Source organism: Pseudobutyrivibrio xylanivorans DSM 14809, from assembly GCF_900141825.1.
Lineage (GTDB): Bacteria > Bacillota > Clostridia > Lachnospirales > Lachnospiraceae > Pseudobutyrivibrio > Pseudobutyrivibrio xylanivorans.
The window spans coordinates 15,123-33,415 of the sequence record NZ_FQYQ01000019.1; the positions used below are offsets into that span (position 1 = coordinate 15,123).

The 18,293-nt window shown below is 37.9% G+C and carries 16 protein-coding genes and 2 tRNA genes; all 18 read left to right on the forward strand.

Features of this window, described 5'->3' with window-relative positions; all coding sequences use genetic code 11:
• The 18 genes from dnaN to BUA88_RS12105 all read left to right on the forward strand — a co-directional run bounded on the left by dnaN (position 1) and on the right by BUA88_RS12105 (position 18,211).
• Positions 1-1,116: a DNA polymerase III subunit beta gene (gene dnaN / locus BUA88_RS12020; RefSeq protein WP_072918366.1), complete on the forward strand. Its 1,116-nt coding sequence runs from the start codon at positions 1-3 to the stop codon at positions 1,114-1,116.
• The gene (gene yaaA / locus BUA88_RS12025; RefSeq protein ID WP_072918368.1) at positions 1,116-1,331 is read left to right on the forward strand and encodes a S4 domain-containing protein YaaA; all 216 of its coding nucleotides are present in this window, start codon (positions 1,116-1,118) and stop codon (positions 1,329-1,331) included. The genes dnaN and yaaA overlap by 1 nt, the downstream gene beginning before the upstream one ends.
• Entirely contained in the window at positions 1,321-2,418 is a 1,098-nt protein-coding gene (gene recF / locus BUA88_RS12030) for a DNA replication/repair protein RecF (protein WP_072918370.1), read from the forward strand. The genes yaaA and recF overlap by 11 nt, the downstream gene beginning before the upstream one ends.
• Entirely contained in the window at positions 2,415-4,343 is a 1,929-nt protein-coding gene (gene gyrB, locus BUA88_RS12035) for a DNA topoisomerase (ATP-hydrolyzing) subunit B (protein ID WP_072918372.1), read from the forward strand. Before recF ends, gyrB begins: the two co-directional genes overlap by 4 nt.
• A 54-nt stretch (positions 4,344-4,397) precedes the next feature.
• Positions 4,398-6,932: a DNA gyrase subunit A gene (gene gyrA, locus BUA88_RS12040; protein ID WP_072918374.1), complete on the forward strand. Its 2,535-nt coding sequence runs from the start codon at positions 4,398-4,400 to the stop codon at positions 6,930-6,932.
• A gap of 116 nt (positions 6,933-7,048) precedes the next feature.
• A complete protein-coding gene (locus BUA88_RS12045; protein WP_072918377.1) occupies positions 7,049-7,891 on the forward strand; it encodes a fumarate hydratase in 843 nt (280 codons plus the stop codon).
• A complete protein-coding gene (locus BUA88_RS12050) occupies positions 7,891-8,442 on the forward strand; it encodes a Fe-S-containing hydro-lyase (RefSeq protein ID WP_072918379.1) in 552 nt (183 codons plus the stop codon). The genes BUA88_RS12045 and BUA88_RS12050 overlap by 1 nt, the downstream gene beginning before the upstream one ends.
• 32 nt (positions 8,443-8,474) lie before the next feature.
• Positions 8,475-9,386: an ABC transporter permease gene (locus tag BUA88_RS12055; RefSeq protein ID WP_072918381.1), complete on the forward strand. Its 912-nt coding sequence runs from the start codon at positions 8,475-8,477 to the stop codon at positions 9,384-9,386.
• Between the two features lie 29 nt (positions 9,387-9,415).
• The gene (locus BUA88_RS12060) at positions 9,416-10,483 is read left to right on the forward strand and encodes an ABC transporter permease (RefSeq protein ID WP_072918450.1); all 1,068 of its coding nucleotides are present in this window, start codon (positions 9,416-9,418) and stop codon (positions 10,481-10,483) included.
• A 14-nt stretch (positions 10,484-10,497) separates the two neighbouring features.
• Entirely contained in the window at positions 10,498-11,496 is a 999-nt protein-coding gene (locus tag BUA88_RS12065) for an ABC transporter ATP-binding protein (RefSeq protein WP_072918384.1), read from the forward strand.
• Positions 11,497-11,498: 2 nt separating this feature from the next.
• Positions 11,499-12,479, forward strand: coding sequence for an ABC transporter ATP-binding protein (locus BUA88_RS12070; RefSeq protein WP_072918386.1), 981 nt, complete (start codon positions 11,499-11,501; stop codon positions 12,477-12,479).
• Positions 12,480-12,559: 80 nt separating this feature from the next.
• Entirely contained in the window at positions 12,560-14,296 is a 1,737-nt protein-coding gene (locus BUA88_RS12075) for a peptide ABC transporter substrate-binding protein (RefSeq protein WP_072918388.1), read from the forward strand.
• A 151-nt stretch (positions 14,297-14,447) separates the two neighbouring features.
• Positions 14,448-14,535, forward strand: a tRNA-Ser gene (locus BUA88_RS12080).
• Between the two features lie 22 nt (positions 14,536-14,557).
• Positions 14,558-14,628 (forward strand) — tRNA-Cys (locus BUA88_RS12085).
• A 94-nt stretch (positions 14,629-14,722) separates the two neighbouring features.
• On the forward strand, positions 14,723-15,943 hold the full coding sequence (tyrS, locus tag BUA88_RS12090) for a tyrosine--tRNA ligase (RefSeq protein WP_072918390.1): 1,221 nt from the start codon (positions 14,723-14,725) through the stop codon (positions 15,941-15,943).
• 81 nt (positions 15,944-16,024) lie between these two features.
• Complete coding sequence (locus BUA88_RS12095; protein WP_072918393.1) at positions 16,025-16,606, forward strand: phosphatase PAP2 family protein; 582 nt, start codon at positions 16,025-16,027, stop codon at positions 16,604-16,606.
• 15 nt (positions 16,607-16,621) lie between these two features.
• The gene (locus BUA88_RS12100; protein ID WP_072918395.1) at positions 16,622-17,212 is read left to right on the forward strand and encodes a manganese efflux pump MntP; all 591 of its coding nucleotides are present in this window, start codon (positions 16,622-16,624) and stop codon (positions 17,210-17,212) included.
• A gap of 9 nt (positions 17,213-17,221) precedes the next feature.
• Complete coding sequence (locus BUA88_RS12105) at positions 17,222-18,211, forward strand: calcium/sodium antiporter (protein ID WP_072918397.1); 990 nt, start codon at positions 17,222-17,224, stop codon at positions 18,209-18,211.
• Positions 18,212-18,293: the final 82 nt, after the last annotated feature.

The following is an 18,293-nucleotide window of genomic DNA, read 5'->3' on the forward strand; positions in this document are numbered from 1 at the left end:
ATGAAAATCACTTGTCAAAAATCTGACCTTGTAAAAGGTGTCAATATTGTTTCAAAAGCAGTTCCAGTTAGAACTACAATGGCAATACTTGAATGCATACTTATTGATGCATCATCTGGAGAGATAAAACTTACAGCTAATGATATGGAAATCGGAATAGAAACTATTGTTAATGGTTCTATTTTAGAAAGAGGTATAATTGCGCTCGATGCAAAGAAGTTTTCTGAAATTGTTAGAAAGCTTCCTGATAATGAAGTTACTATTGAAACAGATTCAGCTTATAGAACATCAATCACATGTGAAAAGGCTAAGTTTGATATTATAGGAAAATCTGGAGAGGACTTCTCTTATCTTCCTAACATTCAAAGAAATCAACCTATTATTATTTCTCAGCTTACTCTTAGAGATATCATTAGACAGACTATCTTCTCAGTTGCTGATAATGAAAATAATAAGATGATGACAGGTGAGCTTATTGAAATTAAAGATAATAAGCTTAAGGTTGTTGCTCTTGATGGCCATAGAGTATCTATAAGAAATGTTGAACTTAAAAATCCAGCTGAGGATGTTAAGGTAGTTGTTCCAAAGAAGACACTTAATGAAATCATTAAGATTGTAGACGGTGGTATTGATGACGAAGTAAATATCTTTGTTACTGATAATCACATTATTTTTGAATTTGATCAGACTACTGTTGTTTCAAGAATCATTGAAGGTGAATACTTTAAAATTGAGCAGATGCTTTCAGCTGATTATGAGACAAAGATTAAGATTAATAAAAGAGAATTCTTTGACTGTATTGATAGAGCTACAATCCTTGTTAATGAAGGAGATAAAAAGCCAATTATTGTTAATGCTGCAGGAAATACTATGTCACTTTCAATTTCATCATTCATTGGTTCTATGAATGAAGATATTGATATTGTTAAAGAGGGTAAGGATATCATGATTGGATTTAATCCAAAGTTTGTTATGGATGCCCTTAAGGTTATCGATGATGAAGAAATTAATCTTTATATGCTTAATGCTAAGAGCCCATGCTTCATTAAGGATGATGAAGGTTCATTCATTTACATTGTTCTTCCTGTAAACTTTAATAATCCAGGAGCAAATTAATGGAAAAGATTCAAATTAGAGACGAATTTATTAAATTAGGTCAGCTTCTCAAGCTTGCTAATCTTGTTGAATCAGGAGCAATGGCTAAAGAAGTTATTGAAGATGGACTTGTAAAATATAACGGCGAGGTTGAAACTCGCCGTGGTAAAAAGATTTACCCTGGTGATGTTGTTGAATTTAATGGAGAAAGCGTAATAGTTACTAATGATAATTAAATCCATTGAGTTAGAGAATTTTAGAAATTATGATTCGTTAAATATAAATTTTGACGAGCATACTACTATTCTCTTTGGAGATAATGCCCAAGGTAAAACTAATATTTTAGAGGCTGCATATTTATCAGGAACTACAAAATCTCATAAAGGCAGTCGTGATAAGGAAATAATAAAATTTGATAAAAATGAAAGTCACATTAAAACTGTAGTTTCAAAAAACGACAGGGATTATCAAATAGATATTCATTTGAAAAAAAATAGATCAAAAGGAATTGCTATTAATAGGGTTCCAATAAAAAAAGCTTCGGATTTATTTGGTCTAATAAATATAATTTTTTTCTCTCCAGAGGATTTAAATATAATTAAAAATGGTCCTGCTGAGAGAAGAAAATTTATGGATGCAGAGCTTTGTCAGATTGATAAAATATATCTTTCAGATTTAACCAATTACAATAAAGCTCTTAATCAACGAAATACCCTTTTAAAAGAAATTATATATAAGCCAGAATTGAAAGAAACTTTACCAATATGGGATGAGCAATTAATAAATTATGGAAAAAAGATAATAACAAGACGTCAAAAATTTATTGATGATATCAACATTATTGTTAAAGATATTCACAGTAAAATTACTGGCGGAAAAGAAAATATAAATGTCAGTTATGAGCCTAATATTGAGGATATTTTTTTTCTTGATGAGTTAGTAAATAACAAGGAAAAGGATTTAAGATTCTGTCAGACAAGTGTTGGTCCTCACAGGGATGACATTAAAATTACAGTTGATGGAATTGATATTAGAAAGTTTGGAAGCCAGGGACAGCAGCGTACATGTGCTCTCTCGCTTAAGCTTTCAGAGATAAAGCTTGTAGAAGATACAATAAACGATAAACCAATATTACTTTTAGATGACGTTTTATCTGAGCTTGATAAAAATCGTCAAAGTTATTTATTAGATAATCTACTGGATACTCAAACTATCATTACCTGTACAGGTATTGATGAATTTGTAAAAAATAGATTTATGCTTAATACAGTTTATAAAGTAACAAATGGTTCTATAGATTTAATTACGGAGGAACAAAGGTGAGTCAAGAAGTTAATCAGGAATATGGTGCAGATCAAATACAAATCTTAGAGGGACTTGAAGCAGTTAGAAAGCGCCCTGGTATGTATATTGGTTCTACATCTGAAAGAGGTCTTCATCACTTGGTATATGAGATAGTTGATAATGCTGTTGATGAGGCACTTGCAGGATTTTGTACTCATATTCAGGTAACAATTAATCCAGATAATTCAATTACTGTTGTTGATGATGGACGTGGTATTCCTACTGGAATCAACAGTAAGGCCGGTATTCCAGCGGTTGAGGTTGTATTTACAGTCCTTCATGCCGGAGGAAAGTTTGGCGGTGGCGGATACAAAGTATCTGGTGGTCTTCACGGTGTTGGTGCTTCTGTTGTTAATGCCCTTTCAAATTGGGTTGAAGTAGAAATTAAGCGTGAAGGAAAAATCTTTAAACAGCGTTATGAGCGTGGAAAGACTATGTATGCTCTTAAAGAAATTGGTACCTGTCCAGTAGAAGAGACAGGTACTAAGGTCACTTTCCTGCCAGATGAGACAATATTTGAGACAACAATCTTTGATTTTAAGACATTAAAGGTTAGACTTCGTGAGACTGCATTCCTTACAAAGGGACTTCGTATTACTCTTACTGATAAAAGAGGTGATGAGCCTAGAGAGGAAAGCTTCCATTACGAAGGTGGAATCAAGGAATTTGTTCAGTATATTAACCGTGGTAATGAAGCTCTTTATGATGAGGTTATTTACTGTGAAGGTACAAGAGACAATATCTACGTTGAAGTTGCAATGCAGCACAATGATGGATTTCAGGATCAGGCTTACAGTTATGTAAATAACATTGTTACTCCAGAAGGTGGTACTCATCTTACTGGTTTTAGAGGTGCTCTTACAAAGGTATTTAATAAATACGCTAGAGATAACAAGATTTTAAAGGATAGTGATCCACAGCTTGATGGTGATGATATTCGTGAAGGTCTTACTGCCATCATTTCTATCAAGATTGAGGAGCCACAGTTTGAGGGACAGACAAAGCAAAAGCTTGGAAATTCTGAGGCAAGAGGTGCTGTTGATGCTATCGTTTCTGAGCAGCTTACATGGTTCTTAGAGCAGAATCCTACAATTGCTAAAAATATCTGCGAAAAATCGCTGCTTGCACAGCGAGCAAGAGAAGCAGCTCGCAAAGCTCGTGATCTTACTCGTAGAAAAACAGCTCTTGAAGGAATGTCACTTCCTGGAAAACTCGCTGACTGTTCAGATAAAGATCCTAAGAATTGCGAGATTTTCATCGTAGAGGGAGATTCCGCTGGTGGCTCTGCTAAGAAGGCAAGAAGCCGTGCAACACAGGCTATTCTTCCACTTCGTGGAAAGATTCTTAACGTAGAAAAAGCTCGTGAGGACAGAATCTACGGAAATGCTGAAATTAAGGCAATGATTACAGCTTTCGGTACAGGTATTCATGAAGATTTTGATATTTCAAAGCTTCGTTATCACAAGATTATTATCATGACTGATGCCGACGTTGATGGTGCTCACATCGCCACACTTATGCTTACATTCCTTTACAGATTTATGCCAGAGCTTATCAAGCAGGGTTATGTTTATCTTGCTACTCCTCCACTTTACAAGTTGGAGAAAAATAAAAAAGTTTGGTATGCATATTCTGATGAGGAATTAAATAAGATTCTTACTGAGGTTGGTCGTGACAATAATAACAAGATTCAGCGATATAAGGGACTTGGTGAGATGGATGCTGAGCAGCTTTGGGAGACAACAATGGATCCTGAAAAGAGAATTCTTAAGCGTGTAGTTATAGATGATGAAGATGCTTCAGAAATCAACGTTACATTCTCTACTCTTATGGGAGATAAGGTTGAGCCAAGACGTGAATTCATCGAGCAGAACGCGAAATATGTTCAGAACTTGGATATCTAATTTTTTAATATAAAATCGGGGCTTCGCCCCAAAAGCAAAAGATAAAGGATAAATATGGACGACAAAATTTTTGATAACATTCATGATGTTGATCTAAAAGAAACAATGGAGACATCCTACATCGATTATGCCATGAGCGTTATTGCCTCACGTGCACTTCCAGATGTAAGAGATGGTTTAAAACCAGTTCAACGTAGAGTTCTCTTCTCTATGATTGAGTTAAACAATGGACCAGACAAACCACACAGAAAATGTGCGCGTATTGTCGGTGATACAATGGGTAAATATCACCCACATGGTGATAGTTCTATTTACGGAGCTCTTGTTAATATGGCTCAGGAATGGAATACTCGTTACCCACTTGTAGACGGTCACGGAAACTTTGGTTCAGAAGACGGTGATGGTGCCGCTGCTATGCGATACACTGAGGCTCGTCTTTCTAAGATTTCTATGACAATGTTCGGTATCAATTACAAGGATGAAAAATTCACCACTGGTAAAGATATCGATATGGATGGCGTAGACTTCATGCCAAACTTTGATGAGACTGAGAAAGAGCCTACTGTTCTTCCAGCCCGCTATCCTAACCTTCTTGTAAATGGTACTACTGGTATCGCCGTAGGTATGGCTACCAATATCCCACCTCACAACCTTCGTGAGATTATTGGAGCAGTTAATAAGATTATCGACAATCAGGTTGAGGAAGACAGAGAGACAGAAATCGATGAACTTCTTGATATTGTAAAGGGACCTGATTTTCCAACAGGTGGCGTAATCCTTGGAAAGACTGGTATTGAAGAAGCATATCGTACTGGTCGTGCAAAAATCAGAGTTCGTGCAGTTTCTGAAATAGAGCCTATGGACAATGGTAAAAACAGAATTGTTGTTACTGAGCTTCCATACATGGTAAATAAGGCAAGACTTATCGAAAATATTGCTAAGCTTGTTAAGGATAAAAAGATTGATGGAATTACAGATCTTCGTGATGAGTCATCTCGTGAAGGTATCCGTGTTTGTATTGAGCTTCGTCGTGATGTAAATCCTAACATCATTTTGAATCAGCTCTACAAGCACACTCAGCTTCAGGATACATTCGGTGTAATTATGCTTGCACTTGTAAATAATCAGCCAAAGATTCTTAATCTTAAGCAGATGCTTGTGCATTATCTTGATCACCAAAAGGACGTAGTAACTCGTCGTACAAAGTACGAGTTGAACAAGGCTGAGGAAAGAGCTCACATTTTAGAGGGATTACTCATTGCCCTTGATAACATTGATGAAGTAATTCAGATTATCAGAAGTTCCGCTGATGTAAATTCAGCAAAGGCCACATTAATGGAGCGTTTTGGTCTTTCAGATGCTCAGGCTCAGGCCATTGTTGATATGCGTCTCCGTGCTCTCACAGGTTTGGAGCGTGACAAGATTCAGAAGGAATATGATGATTTACAGATTTTAATTGGAAAATTGAAGGCTATTTTAGGAGATGAGAAGATTCTTCTCGGCGTAATTAAAACTGAAATCACAGAAATCGCTGATAAGTATGGTGATGACAGACGTACATCTATCGGATTTGATGAGTTCGATATCAGCATGGAGGATATGATTCCTGTTACAAATACTGTTGTTACATTTACAAAGCTTGGATATATCAAGCGTATGAATGAAGACAACTTTAAGGCACAGCACAGAGGCGGTAAGGGAATCAAGGGTATGGAGACTATCGATGAGGATTACGTTACTGAAATGCTTATGATGTCTTCACACGATTATCTCCTCTTCTTCACGAACAAGGGACGAGTATATCGAATCAAGGCATACGAGATCCCAGAGTCTAGCCGTACAAGCCGAGGAATTGCAATTGTAAATATTCTTCAGCTTCAGCCAGATGAAAAGATTACAGCCATGATTCCTATTGAGGATTATCATGAGGATAAATATCTATTCATGGCAACAGCTGATGGATTTGTTAAGAAAACAAAGATTACTGAATACGATAACATCAGAAAAAATGGTCTTACAGCAATCACACTTCGTGATGATGATACTCTGATCGAAGTTAAGCTTACTGATGGTGATGAAGATGTAATCATGGTTACAAAGTATGGTCAGGCTATCCGCTTCAGCGAGACTGAGGTTCGTGCTACAGGCCGTGCAACAATGGGTGTTATCGGTATGAACCTTTCTGCTGATGATGTAATCATTGGAATGCAGCTTATTTCTCAGGGCGAAAGTCTTATGACTGTTTCAGAAAATGGTCTTGGTAAATGTACACTTATGACAGAGTTCAACACAATCCACCGTGGTGGAAAGGGTGTTAAGTGTTACAAGATTACAGAAAAGACTGGTAATCTTATCGGTGCAAAGGCTGTTGAAAAGGATGATGAGGTAATGCTCATTAATACTGCAGGTACAATCATTAGAATCGAAGTTGCAGGCACAACACTCCTAAGTAGAATTACATCTGGAGTTAAATTAATCGACTTAAAAGAAAATACTAAATTAATAAGCATTGCAAAAGTTAGAAAAAGTGATACAATACTTGCAGAAGAGGTTGAAGAATTAAATGAGGGTTCAACAACCGAAGAATAGTATTTAACATAATAGCAATGGGGCTGTTATTTAATAGATAGCAGTCCCTTTTTTGTTAAGTGAACGCTTTAATGATTTAAAGTGAGAATAATGTAAAGTAATATCAGGGCAATTTAATGAAGAATTTACAGACAGAGATTATACGAGACACCGTAAAAGAAATGTGTATTCAGGCTAATCATTATCTTTCAGAAGATATGAATTTAGCATTAAAAAAAGCAGTTGATACCGAAAAATCTGAGCTCGGTAAGAAAATTTTAACCCAGCTTCAAGAAAACTTGACTATAGCAGATAAGGAACAGATACCAATCTGTCAGGATACTGGAATGGCCGTATTCTTTGTTGAGGTTGGACAAGAGTTACACATAGAAGGTGGACTTTTAACTGATGCTATTAACGAGGGAGTCAGACTTGGATATACAGAAGGTTACCTCAGAAAATCAGTTGTAGGTGACCCAATTGAGCGAGTTAATACTGGAGACAACACACCGGCAATTATTCACTATGATTTAGTAGCTGGAGATGGACTTAAAATCACTCTTGCTCCAAAAGGATTTGGTTCTGAAAATATGAGCCGAGTATTTATGTTGAAGCCTGCAGATGGAATCGAAGGAATTAAAAATGCAATCCTTACAGCAGTAAGTGATGCTGGTCCAAATGCCTGTCCTCCAATGGTGGTAGGTGTAGGAATCGGAGGAACCTTTGAAAAATCAGCTCTTATGGCTAAGCAGGCACTTACAAGAGAATTTTCAGCACGTCCAGATATACCTTGGGTAAAGGAATTAGAGGACGAAATGCTTGAAAAGATAAATAAGCTTGGCATAGGCCCAGGCGGACTTGGTGGAACTACTACTGCTCTAGCAGTAAATATTAATACCTATGCAACCCATATTGCGGGTTTGCCAGTAGCAATTAATATTTGCTGTCATGTAAATAGACATATTACGAGGAAACTATAATGGAGCATAAAATATTTACACCAATCACATCAGAAGTGGCTATTACACTTCATTCGGGAGATTATTGTTACATCTCAGGAGAGATTTATGTGGCCAGAGATGCTGCTCATGGACGCATGAACGAAGCTCTTAACAAGGGAGAAAAACTTCCAATACCTATTGAAAATTGCACAATTTATTATATGGGACCATCACCTGCCAGACCAGGTAGACCAATAGGTTCAGCAGGGCCTACCACTGCCAGTCGTATGGATAAGTACGCACCAAGACTTTTAGACCTTGGGATGAAAGCAATGATAGGAAAAGGCAAAAGAACGCCAGAGGTCATTGAAGCCATAGTAAGAAATAAAGGTGTATATTTTGCAGCTGTTGGAGGTGCAGGTGCCCTATTATCAAAATGCATAAAAAGTTCTGAGGTAGTTTGCTACGATGACCTTGGTGCAGAGGCCATCAGAAAGCTATATGTAGAGGATTTTCCAGTAATTGTTGTAATAGACAGTGAAGGAAATAATCTATATGAAACAGCTATCAAAGAATTTAGTCAAATATAAAAGAAAGAAATATAGAAAAGGAGTTTAATGTTTTGGCAAAGTACATCGCAAAAAGAATTTTGCTGGCTATAGTGTCCATTTGGATAATTACAATGATAACTTTCTTCGCAATGAACGCTATTCCAGGAGGCCCTTTCAATAAGGAAAAGGCTACAGACCCAGCGGTAATCAAGGCTCTCGAGGAGAGATATAACTTGGATAAACCGTTAGGTGAACAATACACTCTTTACATGAATAATCTTCTTCATGGAGATTGGGGTGTATCTCTTAAAACAGGTCGTGCAATTTGGCCTGATATGACATCTAAGTTTTCAGTTTCTGCAAAGCTTGGAGGTAGAGCAGCAATTATCGCAATCATAATTGGAATCATTTTAGGAGCAATCGCCGCTCTTACAAGAAACAAATTACCGGATCGACTAATCATTTTCTTTACAACTTTGGGTACAGCTATGCCGTCATTCGTGTTGGCTACTCTTCTGCTGTTGGTATTTTGTTTAAAATTAGGATGGTTCCCAGTATTCTCATCATCTGATCCAAATTACACACTTCCAGTAATTGCACTTTCAGTATATCCAATGGCATATATTACTCGTCTTACAAAGACAAGTATGTTGGATGCTCTTAATCAAGATTACGTTAGAACAGCCAGAGCAAAAGGTGTTTCAAAGGTTAAGGTTATTTTCCTTCATGCCCTTAGAAATGCACTTATTCCAGTAATAACATATGTAGGACCAATGGTTGCTTACATCTTAACTGGTTCGATGGTAGTAGAGAATATCTTTACTATTGGTGGACTTGGCTCAACTTTCGTAACATCAATTACTAACAGAGATTACACAACTATTATGGCAGTAACAATCTTCCTTGCAATCCTTATGGTAATTGCAAACTTACTTACTGATATTGTTTACAAGATGGTTGACCCTAGAATTAAGCTTGATTAGGAGGAATTAAGAAATTGGATAATAAAGAAATGAAGAAAAGCCTCCTGTCAGCTCAGGTAGATCTTTCAAAATTCAGCGCAGCAAATTTTGAAAAAGCGACAGATGAGGAAAAGCGTCAGCAGGACGTAATGGGTGAGTCTACTACATTTTTTAAGGATGGTATGAGACGACTTCGCAAGAACCCTCTTGCTATGGCAAGTATTGTAGTACTTGCGCTTATAATTTTGATTATTTTAGTTGCACCACATATTGTTCCTTACAAATATGATCAGATTATTGCGGTAAATGGTGTAAGAGATAAAGGTAGTGCAAATCTTGGCTTCTTTATGTATTCACAAAAAGAGCTGAATTATATGAATGAAACGGGTGAGGATTTATTCCCACATATTTTTGGTACTGATGGTCTTGGTAGAGACTACTTTATCCGTGTAATTTACGGTACAAGAGTATCTCTTGCAGTTGGTGTAGTCGCAGCTATCATGGTTGTTATTATCGGTATCATTTATGGTTCAATAGCAGGTTACTTTGGTGGAAAAGTAGACCTTATCATGATGAGAATTGTTGATATCATCTATTCTCTTCCAGATATGCTTATTATCATACTTCTTTCAGTTGTACTTAATGAAAATTTATCAGGAAAGCTTGCTGGAACAGTATTTTCATCACTTGGTTCAAATATGATTTCTATGTTTATCGTATTTGGTCTTCTTTACTGGGTAAGTATGGCCCGTCTTATCAGAGGTCAGATTCTTACAATTAAGAATAACGAGTATGTTCTTGCAGCAAGATGTATTGGTACATCTAATGCAAAGATATTAAAAAGACATATTTTACCTAACTGCTTGTCAGTAATTATTATTACCACTGCCCTTCAGATTCCAAGTGCTATCTTTACAGAAAGCTACTTGTCATTCTTAGGACTTGGTGTTTCAGTTCCACTTACATCACTTGGTTCACTTGCCAATGATGCAAGAAGTGGTATGCAGTCTTATCCAGCAAGACTTGTAATTCCAGCAGTTATTATTTGCTTAATCGTACTTGCACTCAACCTCTTAGGCGATGGTCTTAGAGATGCATTCGATACAAAGCTTGATTAATTTAGGAGGTAATTATGTCAGATTCAAAATATGTACTTGAAGTAAAAGACCTCCATACAAGCTTTTTTACAGATGCAGGTGAGGTCAAAGCCGTTAACGGCGTAAGCTTTAACTTAGAGCCAGGAAAGACACTTGGAATAGTTGGAGAATCGGGTTCAGGAAAATCAGTTACAGCTTATTCAATTATGCAGATTCTTGCTCAGACAGGACGTATCACAGGTGGTGAGGTTCTATTTAAGGGCGAAGATATAACAAAGTATTCTGAAAGAGAGATGCAGAAATTCAGAGGAAGTAAATGCTCTATCATCTTCCAGGATCCAATGACAAGCTTAAACCCAGTTTTTACTGTAGGTTATCAGCTTGAAGAAGCAATTATGCTTCATACAAACAAAAATAGAGCGCAGGCTAAAGAAAGAGCTATTGAGCTTTTGAAATTAGTTGGTGTTAATGATCCAGAAAAGCGTTTAAAGCAGTATCCTCATGAGCATTCAGGTGGTATGAGACAGAGAGATATGATTGCTATGGCACTTGCATGTGAGCCAGATATTCTTATCGCGGATGAGCCAACAACTGCTCTTGACGTTACAATTCAGGCCCAGATTCTCGAACTTATGCAGGATCTTCAGAAAAAGCTCGGAATGGCAATCATTATGGTTACACATGACCTTGGTGTTATTGCATCAATGTGTGACGAAATCCTTGTAATGTACGGTGGTCGTGTTTGCGAGCGTGGAACAGCTGATGATATTTTCTACAGCCCAGCGCATGAATATACAAAGGGACTTCTTCGTTCAATCCCTCGTACTGATAATATGAACGAAAAACTTGTACCAATTGGAGGTACACCTATAAATCTTCTTAATATGCCTGAGGGTTGTGCATTCTGCCCTCGTTGTGATGAGGCAATGAAAATTTGTCTGAAGGAAGTACCAGATGAGCTTAGAATCAGTGATTCACATTTGGCAAGCTGCTGGATGAATGTAAAAAATTTGTATGAAAGTAAGGAGGCATAATTATGAGTGATGAAAAATACCTCCTTAAGGTTGAACATTTAAAGCAGTATTTCCCTATCAAGGAAGGTTTTAGAACAGTACCCCTTAAGGCAGTTGATGATATTTCATTTGCTATTAAGCCTGGTGAAACACTTGGTCTTGTAGGAGAATCAGGATGCGGAAAAACAACTGTTGGTCGTACTCTTCTTCGTTTATATCAGCCAACAGCTGGACGTATTGAATTTGATGGTGATGTTCTATTTGATAGTGAGAAAAAGATTGATGTAAATATGCATCCATATCGTAAGCAGATGCAGATGGTATTCCAGGATCCATATTCATCACTTGATCCACGTATGACAGTTGAGGATATTATCGGTGAGCCACTTGATGTGCATAAGCTCTATTCTTCTAAGGGAGAACGCCGCGACAAAATCCTTTCACTTATGGAGACAGTAGGTCTTAATGCAGAGCACGCTATGCGCTATGCTCATGAGTTCTCAGGTGGACAAAGACAGCGTATTGGTATTGCAAGAGCCCTTGCAGTAGATCCAAAATTCATCGTTTGTGATGAGCCAGTTTCAGCCCTTGATGTTTCTATTCAGGCCCAGGTTGTAAATATGTTTGAAGAGTTGCAGGAAAAGCTCGGAGTTGCATATCTCTTCATCGCACATGACCTTTTAGTTGTTCATCATATTTCAGACAGAATAGCTGTTATGTACCTTGGACACATCATGGAGATAGCGGACGCTGATGATTTAAATAATAATCCAGTACATCCATATACTCTCTCACTTCTTTCAGCAGTACCTATTCCAGACCCAGAGACTGCAAGAAAGAGCCAGAGAATCATTCTTGAAGGAGATGTTCCTAGTCCTCTTAAGATGCCTAGTGGATGTCCATTTAGAACAAGATGTAGATATGCGACAGAACAGTGTGCCAAGGAAATGCCACCTCTTACTGATAGAGGAAATGACCATTTTGTTGCATGTTGGAACAAATAAAATACACAAATTTAGATTATTATGGTTTTAAGCTTTCGGGCTTGAGATAAAAATCAAATCAAAAAAGGAGAAAAAGAAGCATGAAAAAGAAACTTATCGCGGTTTTACTTGTTGCTTCAATGGCAGCAAGCCTTGTTGCTTGCGGAAATAAGAACGCAGGCACAACTACTACTGACACAGCTGCAGAGCAGGCTCCTGCAGAAGCTACAGCTGTAGACACAGACACAACAACTCTTAGACTTAATCTTGCATCTGAGCCAGATTATCTCGATCCAGCACTCAACTCTGCAGTTGATGGTGCATGTCTTGCAGTTAACTCATTCGTAGGTCTTTACACATACGATGAGAACAACAACCTCGTACCAGCTCTTGCTGATGGCGAGCCTGAGATGTCAGAGGATGGTCTTACTTACACAATTAAGTTAATCGAGTCAAAGTGGTCTAATGGTGAAGCACTTACAGCTAACGATTTCGTATATAGCTGGAATCGTGCAGTAGCTGAGGAGACAGCAGCTGACTATGCTTACATGTTTGCTCCAATCGCAACTAATGCAGATGGCACACTTAAGGTTGAGGCAACAGATGATTACACACTTAAAGTAGAACTTAATGCACCATGTGCATACTTCTACGATCTTCTTGCTTTCCCAACATTCATGCCAGTATACCAGGCAGATGTTGAGGCAGCTAACCCAGATGGAACACAGCCAGGTGCTTGGGCACAGGAGCCAGGTTTCGTATCAAACGGTGCATTTACTCTTAAGGAGTGGAAGCACAACGAGTCTATGGTATATGAGAAGAACCCTAACTTCTACAGAGCTGATGATGTTAAGCTTGAGAAGCTTGAGTTCATGCTTTCAGCAGATGATACAGCTATCTACGCTGCTTACAACTCAGGAGATATCGACTTCGCTGATACAGTACCAAACGATGAGATTCAGTCACTTCTTAACAGCCCTGAGTTCCACGTAATTGATACTCTTGGAACATACTATGTTGGTTTCAACGTAAACTCTGATTTATTCAAGGACCTTACAGCAGATCAGGCTTCTAAGATGAGAAAGGCACTTTCTCTTCTTATTGACAGACAGTACATTGTTGATACTGTAGGACAGACTGGTCAGGTTCCAGCTGATACATTTATTCCAGATGGAATGGCTGATGGTAACGGCGGTGTATTTGAGGCAGATGATTTCGGTTACTATGATGCTAAGGAAACAGGTGCTGGTAAGGTTGAAGAGGCTAAGAGCCTTCTTGAAGAGTGTGGTTATACATTTGAGTCAGATGGTAACGGTGGATACTCTATCAGTCCAGCTCTTGAAGTTACATACATGACAAACTCTGGTACAGGTCACGAGGCTATTGCTCAGTGCATCCAGCAGGATTGGGCTCTTGTAGGTATCAAGGTTAACATTGAGACAGAGGACTGGAACGTATTCCTTGAGGATAGAAAAGCTGGTAAGTTTGATATCGCTCGTGAGGGATGGATTGCAGACTTCAACGATCCTATCAACATGCTTGAGATGTGGTTATCAAACGGTGGTAACAACGACATGCAGCTTGGTAAGGGATCTAGCAGTGCAGCTCCAGACTGGAAGGCATATGACGAGAAGATTCAGGAAATCTATAAGACAACAGACTTTGCAGCTCGTGTAGACCTTATGCGTGAGGCTGAGGATATGCTTATGGATACAAATGCAGTAGTACCTATTTACTTCTACAATGATATTTATCTCCAGAAGCCAAACGTAACTGGAATTTATACATCACTTAATCAGAATAAGTATTTCATGTATGCAGAAAAGTCAGCTAATTAATACTGATTTCGCTAGTTTTAAAACTACTTAAAGGTTGAGAAAAAAAACTTGGGGAAATCGAAAAGATTTCCCCATTTTTTTGTTGACAATGGGGTATTACTCTAGTAGAATAACACTTGCGTCGAACAAAATAAGTAATTACCTACAACTTGGAGAAGTACTCAAGAGGCCGAAGAGGCGCCCCTGCTAAGGGTGTAGGTCGGGCAACCGGCGCGAGGGTTCAAATCCCTCCTTCTCCGTTTTACTTGTTATATATGATATGGTGCCATAGCCAAGTGGTAAGGCAAAGGTCTGCAACACCTCTATCACCAGTTCAAATCTGGTTGGCACCTCTTTCAAATCCCTCGACCCTAGTAATGGGGGCGAGGGATTTTTGTTTATAATCAAATATTACTAACTATTGAAATAAAGTAAGGAGGAAATGCAATGACAATTTATGACGAGTTAGTAGCTCGTGGCCTGATTGCCCAGGTAACGAACGAAGAAGAAATTAAAAAACTAATTAACGAGGGCAAGGCAACTTTTTATATAGGCTTTGATTGTACTGCAGACAGCCTTACAGCCGGTCACTTTATGGCTCTCACACTTATGAAGAGACTTCAGATGGCTGGTAACAAGCCAATCGCTCTTATCGGCGGTGGTACTACTATGATTGGTGATCCTTCAGGACGTACAGATATGAGAAAGATGCTCACTCGTGAGGATATCAATCACAATGCAGAATGCTTTAAGCGTCAGATGGAGCGCTTTATCGATTTCTCAGATGATAAGGCTCTTATGGTTAACAATGCTGACTGGCTTCTTGATCTTAATTATGTTGATTTACTTCGTGAAGTAGGTGCCTGCTTCTCAGTTAACAACATGCTTCGTGCAGAGTGCTACAAGCAGCGTATGGAAAAGGGACTATCATTCCTTGAGTTCAACTACATGATTATGCAGTCTTATGACTTCTATTACATGTTCCAGAAATACAACTGTAACCTTGAGTTCGGTGGCGACGACCAGTGGTCTAATATGCTTGGTGGTACAGAGCTTATCAGACGTAAGCTTGGTAAGGACGCTCACGCTATGACTATCACTCTTCTCACTGATTCACAAGGCAAGAAGATGGGTAAGACAGCTGGAAATGCTGTATGGCTTGATCCTAATAAGACAACACCATTCGAGTTCTATCAGTACTGGAGAAATGTTGGTGATGCAGATGTTCTTAAGTGCATCCGTATGCTCACATTCCTTCCAATTGAGGAAATTCAGAAGATGGACAGCTGGGAAGGTGCACAGCTTAACGAAGCAAAGGATATCCTTGCTTACGAGCTTACACAGATGGTTCATGGTACAGAGGAAGCTGATAAGGCTCGCGAGGCATCAAAGGCTCTCTTTGCTGGTGGTGCTAATTCAGAAAACGTACCTACTCATACTCTTTCAGCTGAAGATTTCAGAGATGGTAAGGTTGATATCCTTCAGATTCTTGTATCTGCTGGACTTACTGCCAGCCGTGCAGAAGCACGTCGTGCTGTAACACAGGGCGGTGTATCTGTAAACGGTGAAAAGGTAGCAGATCCATTTGCAGCATATGAAAAATCAGTATTTGCAGAGGAGTTCCTTCTTAAGAAGGGTAAAAAATCTTTCTGCAAGATTGAGGCATAAGAATACACAATTAATATTTATAATAAGTGCTGGGGCAATGATCCTAGCACTATTTTGTTATAAAGGAGTTATAAATAATTTATGGAAACTATAATCGAGAGTTCAAAAGTATTCTATTTCGATTGGGAATTAGATTTACTTCATTGGTTTCAAAGTATTCACAATTCATTTTTAGATTTTATTGTTCCTAAGATTACTTTTTTGGGAAACGCTGGATGGTTTTGGATAGCAGTTACTGCTCTTCTGTTAATTTTTCCTTTTAATAGAAAAATGGGAGTGCAGGCTACTATTTCAATCACTCTTACATTTATAATATGCAATCTAATCTTAAAGCCATCTATTATGAGATGTAGACCATGTTGGTTAGAAGAAATTCAGATGTTAGTTAAAATACCGCATGATTATTCCTTCCCATCAGGTCATTCTAATGCTAGTTTTGCAGTTGCTACTGCGATATTTACAAGAAATAAGAAGTTGGGTATACCAGCACTTGTTTTGGCAGCTTGTATTGCACTTAGCAGATTATATTTATTTGTACATTGGCCAACCGATGTATTGGCAGGCACATGTGTTGGTATCTGTGGTGGTATTGTAAGTTATTTCATAGTCGAATATATCTATAAGAAATACAGCAAAAATACAAGTGTTCCTCGCTTATGGTAAAAGGAGTTTTAAATTATGGGATTACTGGACATATTCCTAATTGGAGTGGGCCTCTCTATGGATGCCTTTGCTGTTGCTATATGTAAGGGATTGGCAATGAGAAAGGTTAACAAAAAGCAGATGTTAATCATTGCTTTATTCTTTGGTGGTTTTCAGGCGTTGATGCCACTGATTGGATACCTTGTAGGCAACACATTTGCGAAAAAGATTCAAGCTTATGATCATTGGATTGCTTTCATTTTGCTTTTATATATCGGTGGCAAAATGATAGTTGATGCAATAAAAGAATGGAAAGAAAAAGATATTGTGGATGAGATGGATCCACCTATTGATTATAAAGAGCTTACTCTTATGGCGATAGCTACAAGTATTGATGCACTTGCCTGTGGTGTTACATTCTCTTTTGTAGAGAATTTCAACATTTTAAGTGCAATCACTATCATTGGGTGCACTACTTTTGTAATTTCAGCGGGCGGAGTTTATGTAGGAAATATATTTGGTGATAAATATAAGGCAAAAGCTCAGCTTATTGGTGGTATAATTCTTATATTTATTGGAACTAAAATTTTATTAGAACATACAATGGGAATAACCCTAGGATTTTAGGAGGATATTATGATTACATTTTTTTCTACAGTGCCGGGAGCATTAATTCTACTGATAATTGGATTTGTATTTCTTATTAAAGGAGCAGATTTTTTTGTAGAAGGAGCATCTGCTGTTGCTAAAAAGCTTCATGTACCAGCTCTTGTGATTGGTATGACAATTGTAGCAATGGGCACATCTCTTCCAGAGCTTTCTGTTTCAGTTACAGCCTCAATGGCTGGAAGTAATCAGCTTGCAATAGGAAATGTAGTTGGTTCCAATATTTTTAACCTTATGGTAGTTCTTGGTAGCTGTGCTCTCTTCTCTGTTTTAGAGGTTGCAGATGATACTATAAAAAAGGATTTTCCTTTTTCAGTAATCTGTGCAATTGCTTTAATGGTAATGGGAATCATTGGATATGAGGTAGGACATATTGATGGAGCATTGCTTTTAGTGGCATTTATTATTTTCTTGATTTCTATGCTTAATGCAGCGAAGAAATCTAGAAAAGCTGCAGCTCATGAGGCTGAGGTTGAAGTTGAGGAAGAAATTGTAGACCTCCCAACATGGCTCTGCATAGTTTATATTATTGGTGGCGCTGTAGCTATTAAATTTGGCGGTGACTGGGTTGTAGATTCTTGTACTACTCTCGCACTTAAATTTGGTATGTCAGAAACACTTGTTGGACTTACAATTGTAGCTCTCGGAACATCTTTACCAGAGCTTGTTACATCTGTTGTAGCAGCCAAGAAAAATGAGCTTGATATGGCAATTGGAAACGTAGTTGGTTCAAATATTTTTAACATTTTGTTGATTCTTGGAACTGCTGCTGCCATCTCACCAGTTACATTTATGGCTGTAAATGCAATTGATATTATGATTCTTGTTGGTTTTTCTGTGGTAGTTTGGATGATGTGCTTTTTCAAGAAGAATCTGGGAAAAATACAGGGAATAATGATGCTAGCTCTTTATGTAGGATATTTAGCATATATTATTATTCGAGATGGCGGGATTGCTTAAAAACCTTAAATAGTGGTAAAAAAAGGCCTATTATGTTAAAATCAAAAGGTTTAAAGGGGTTGTAACGTTTTGAGAAGGAGGT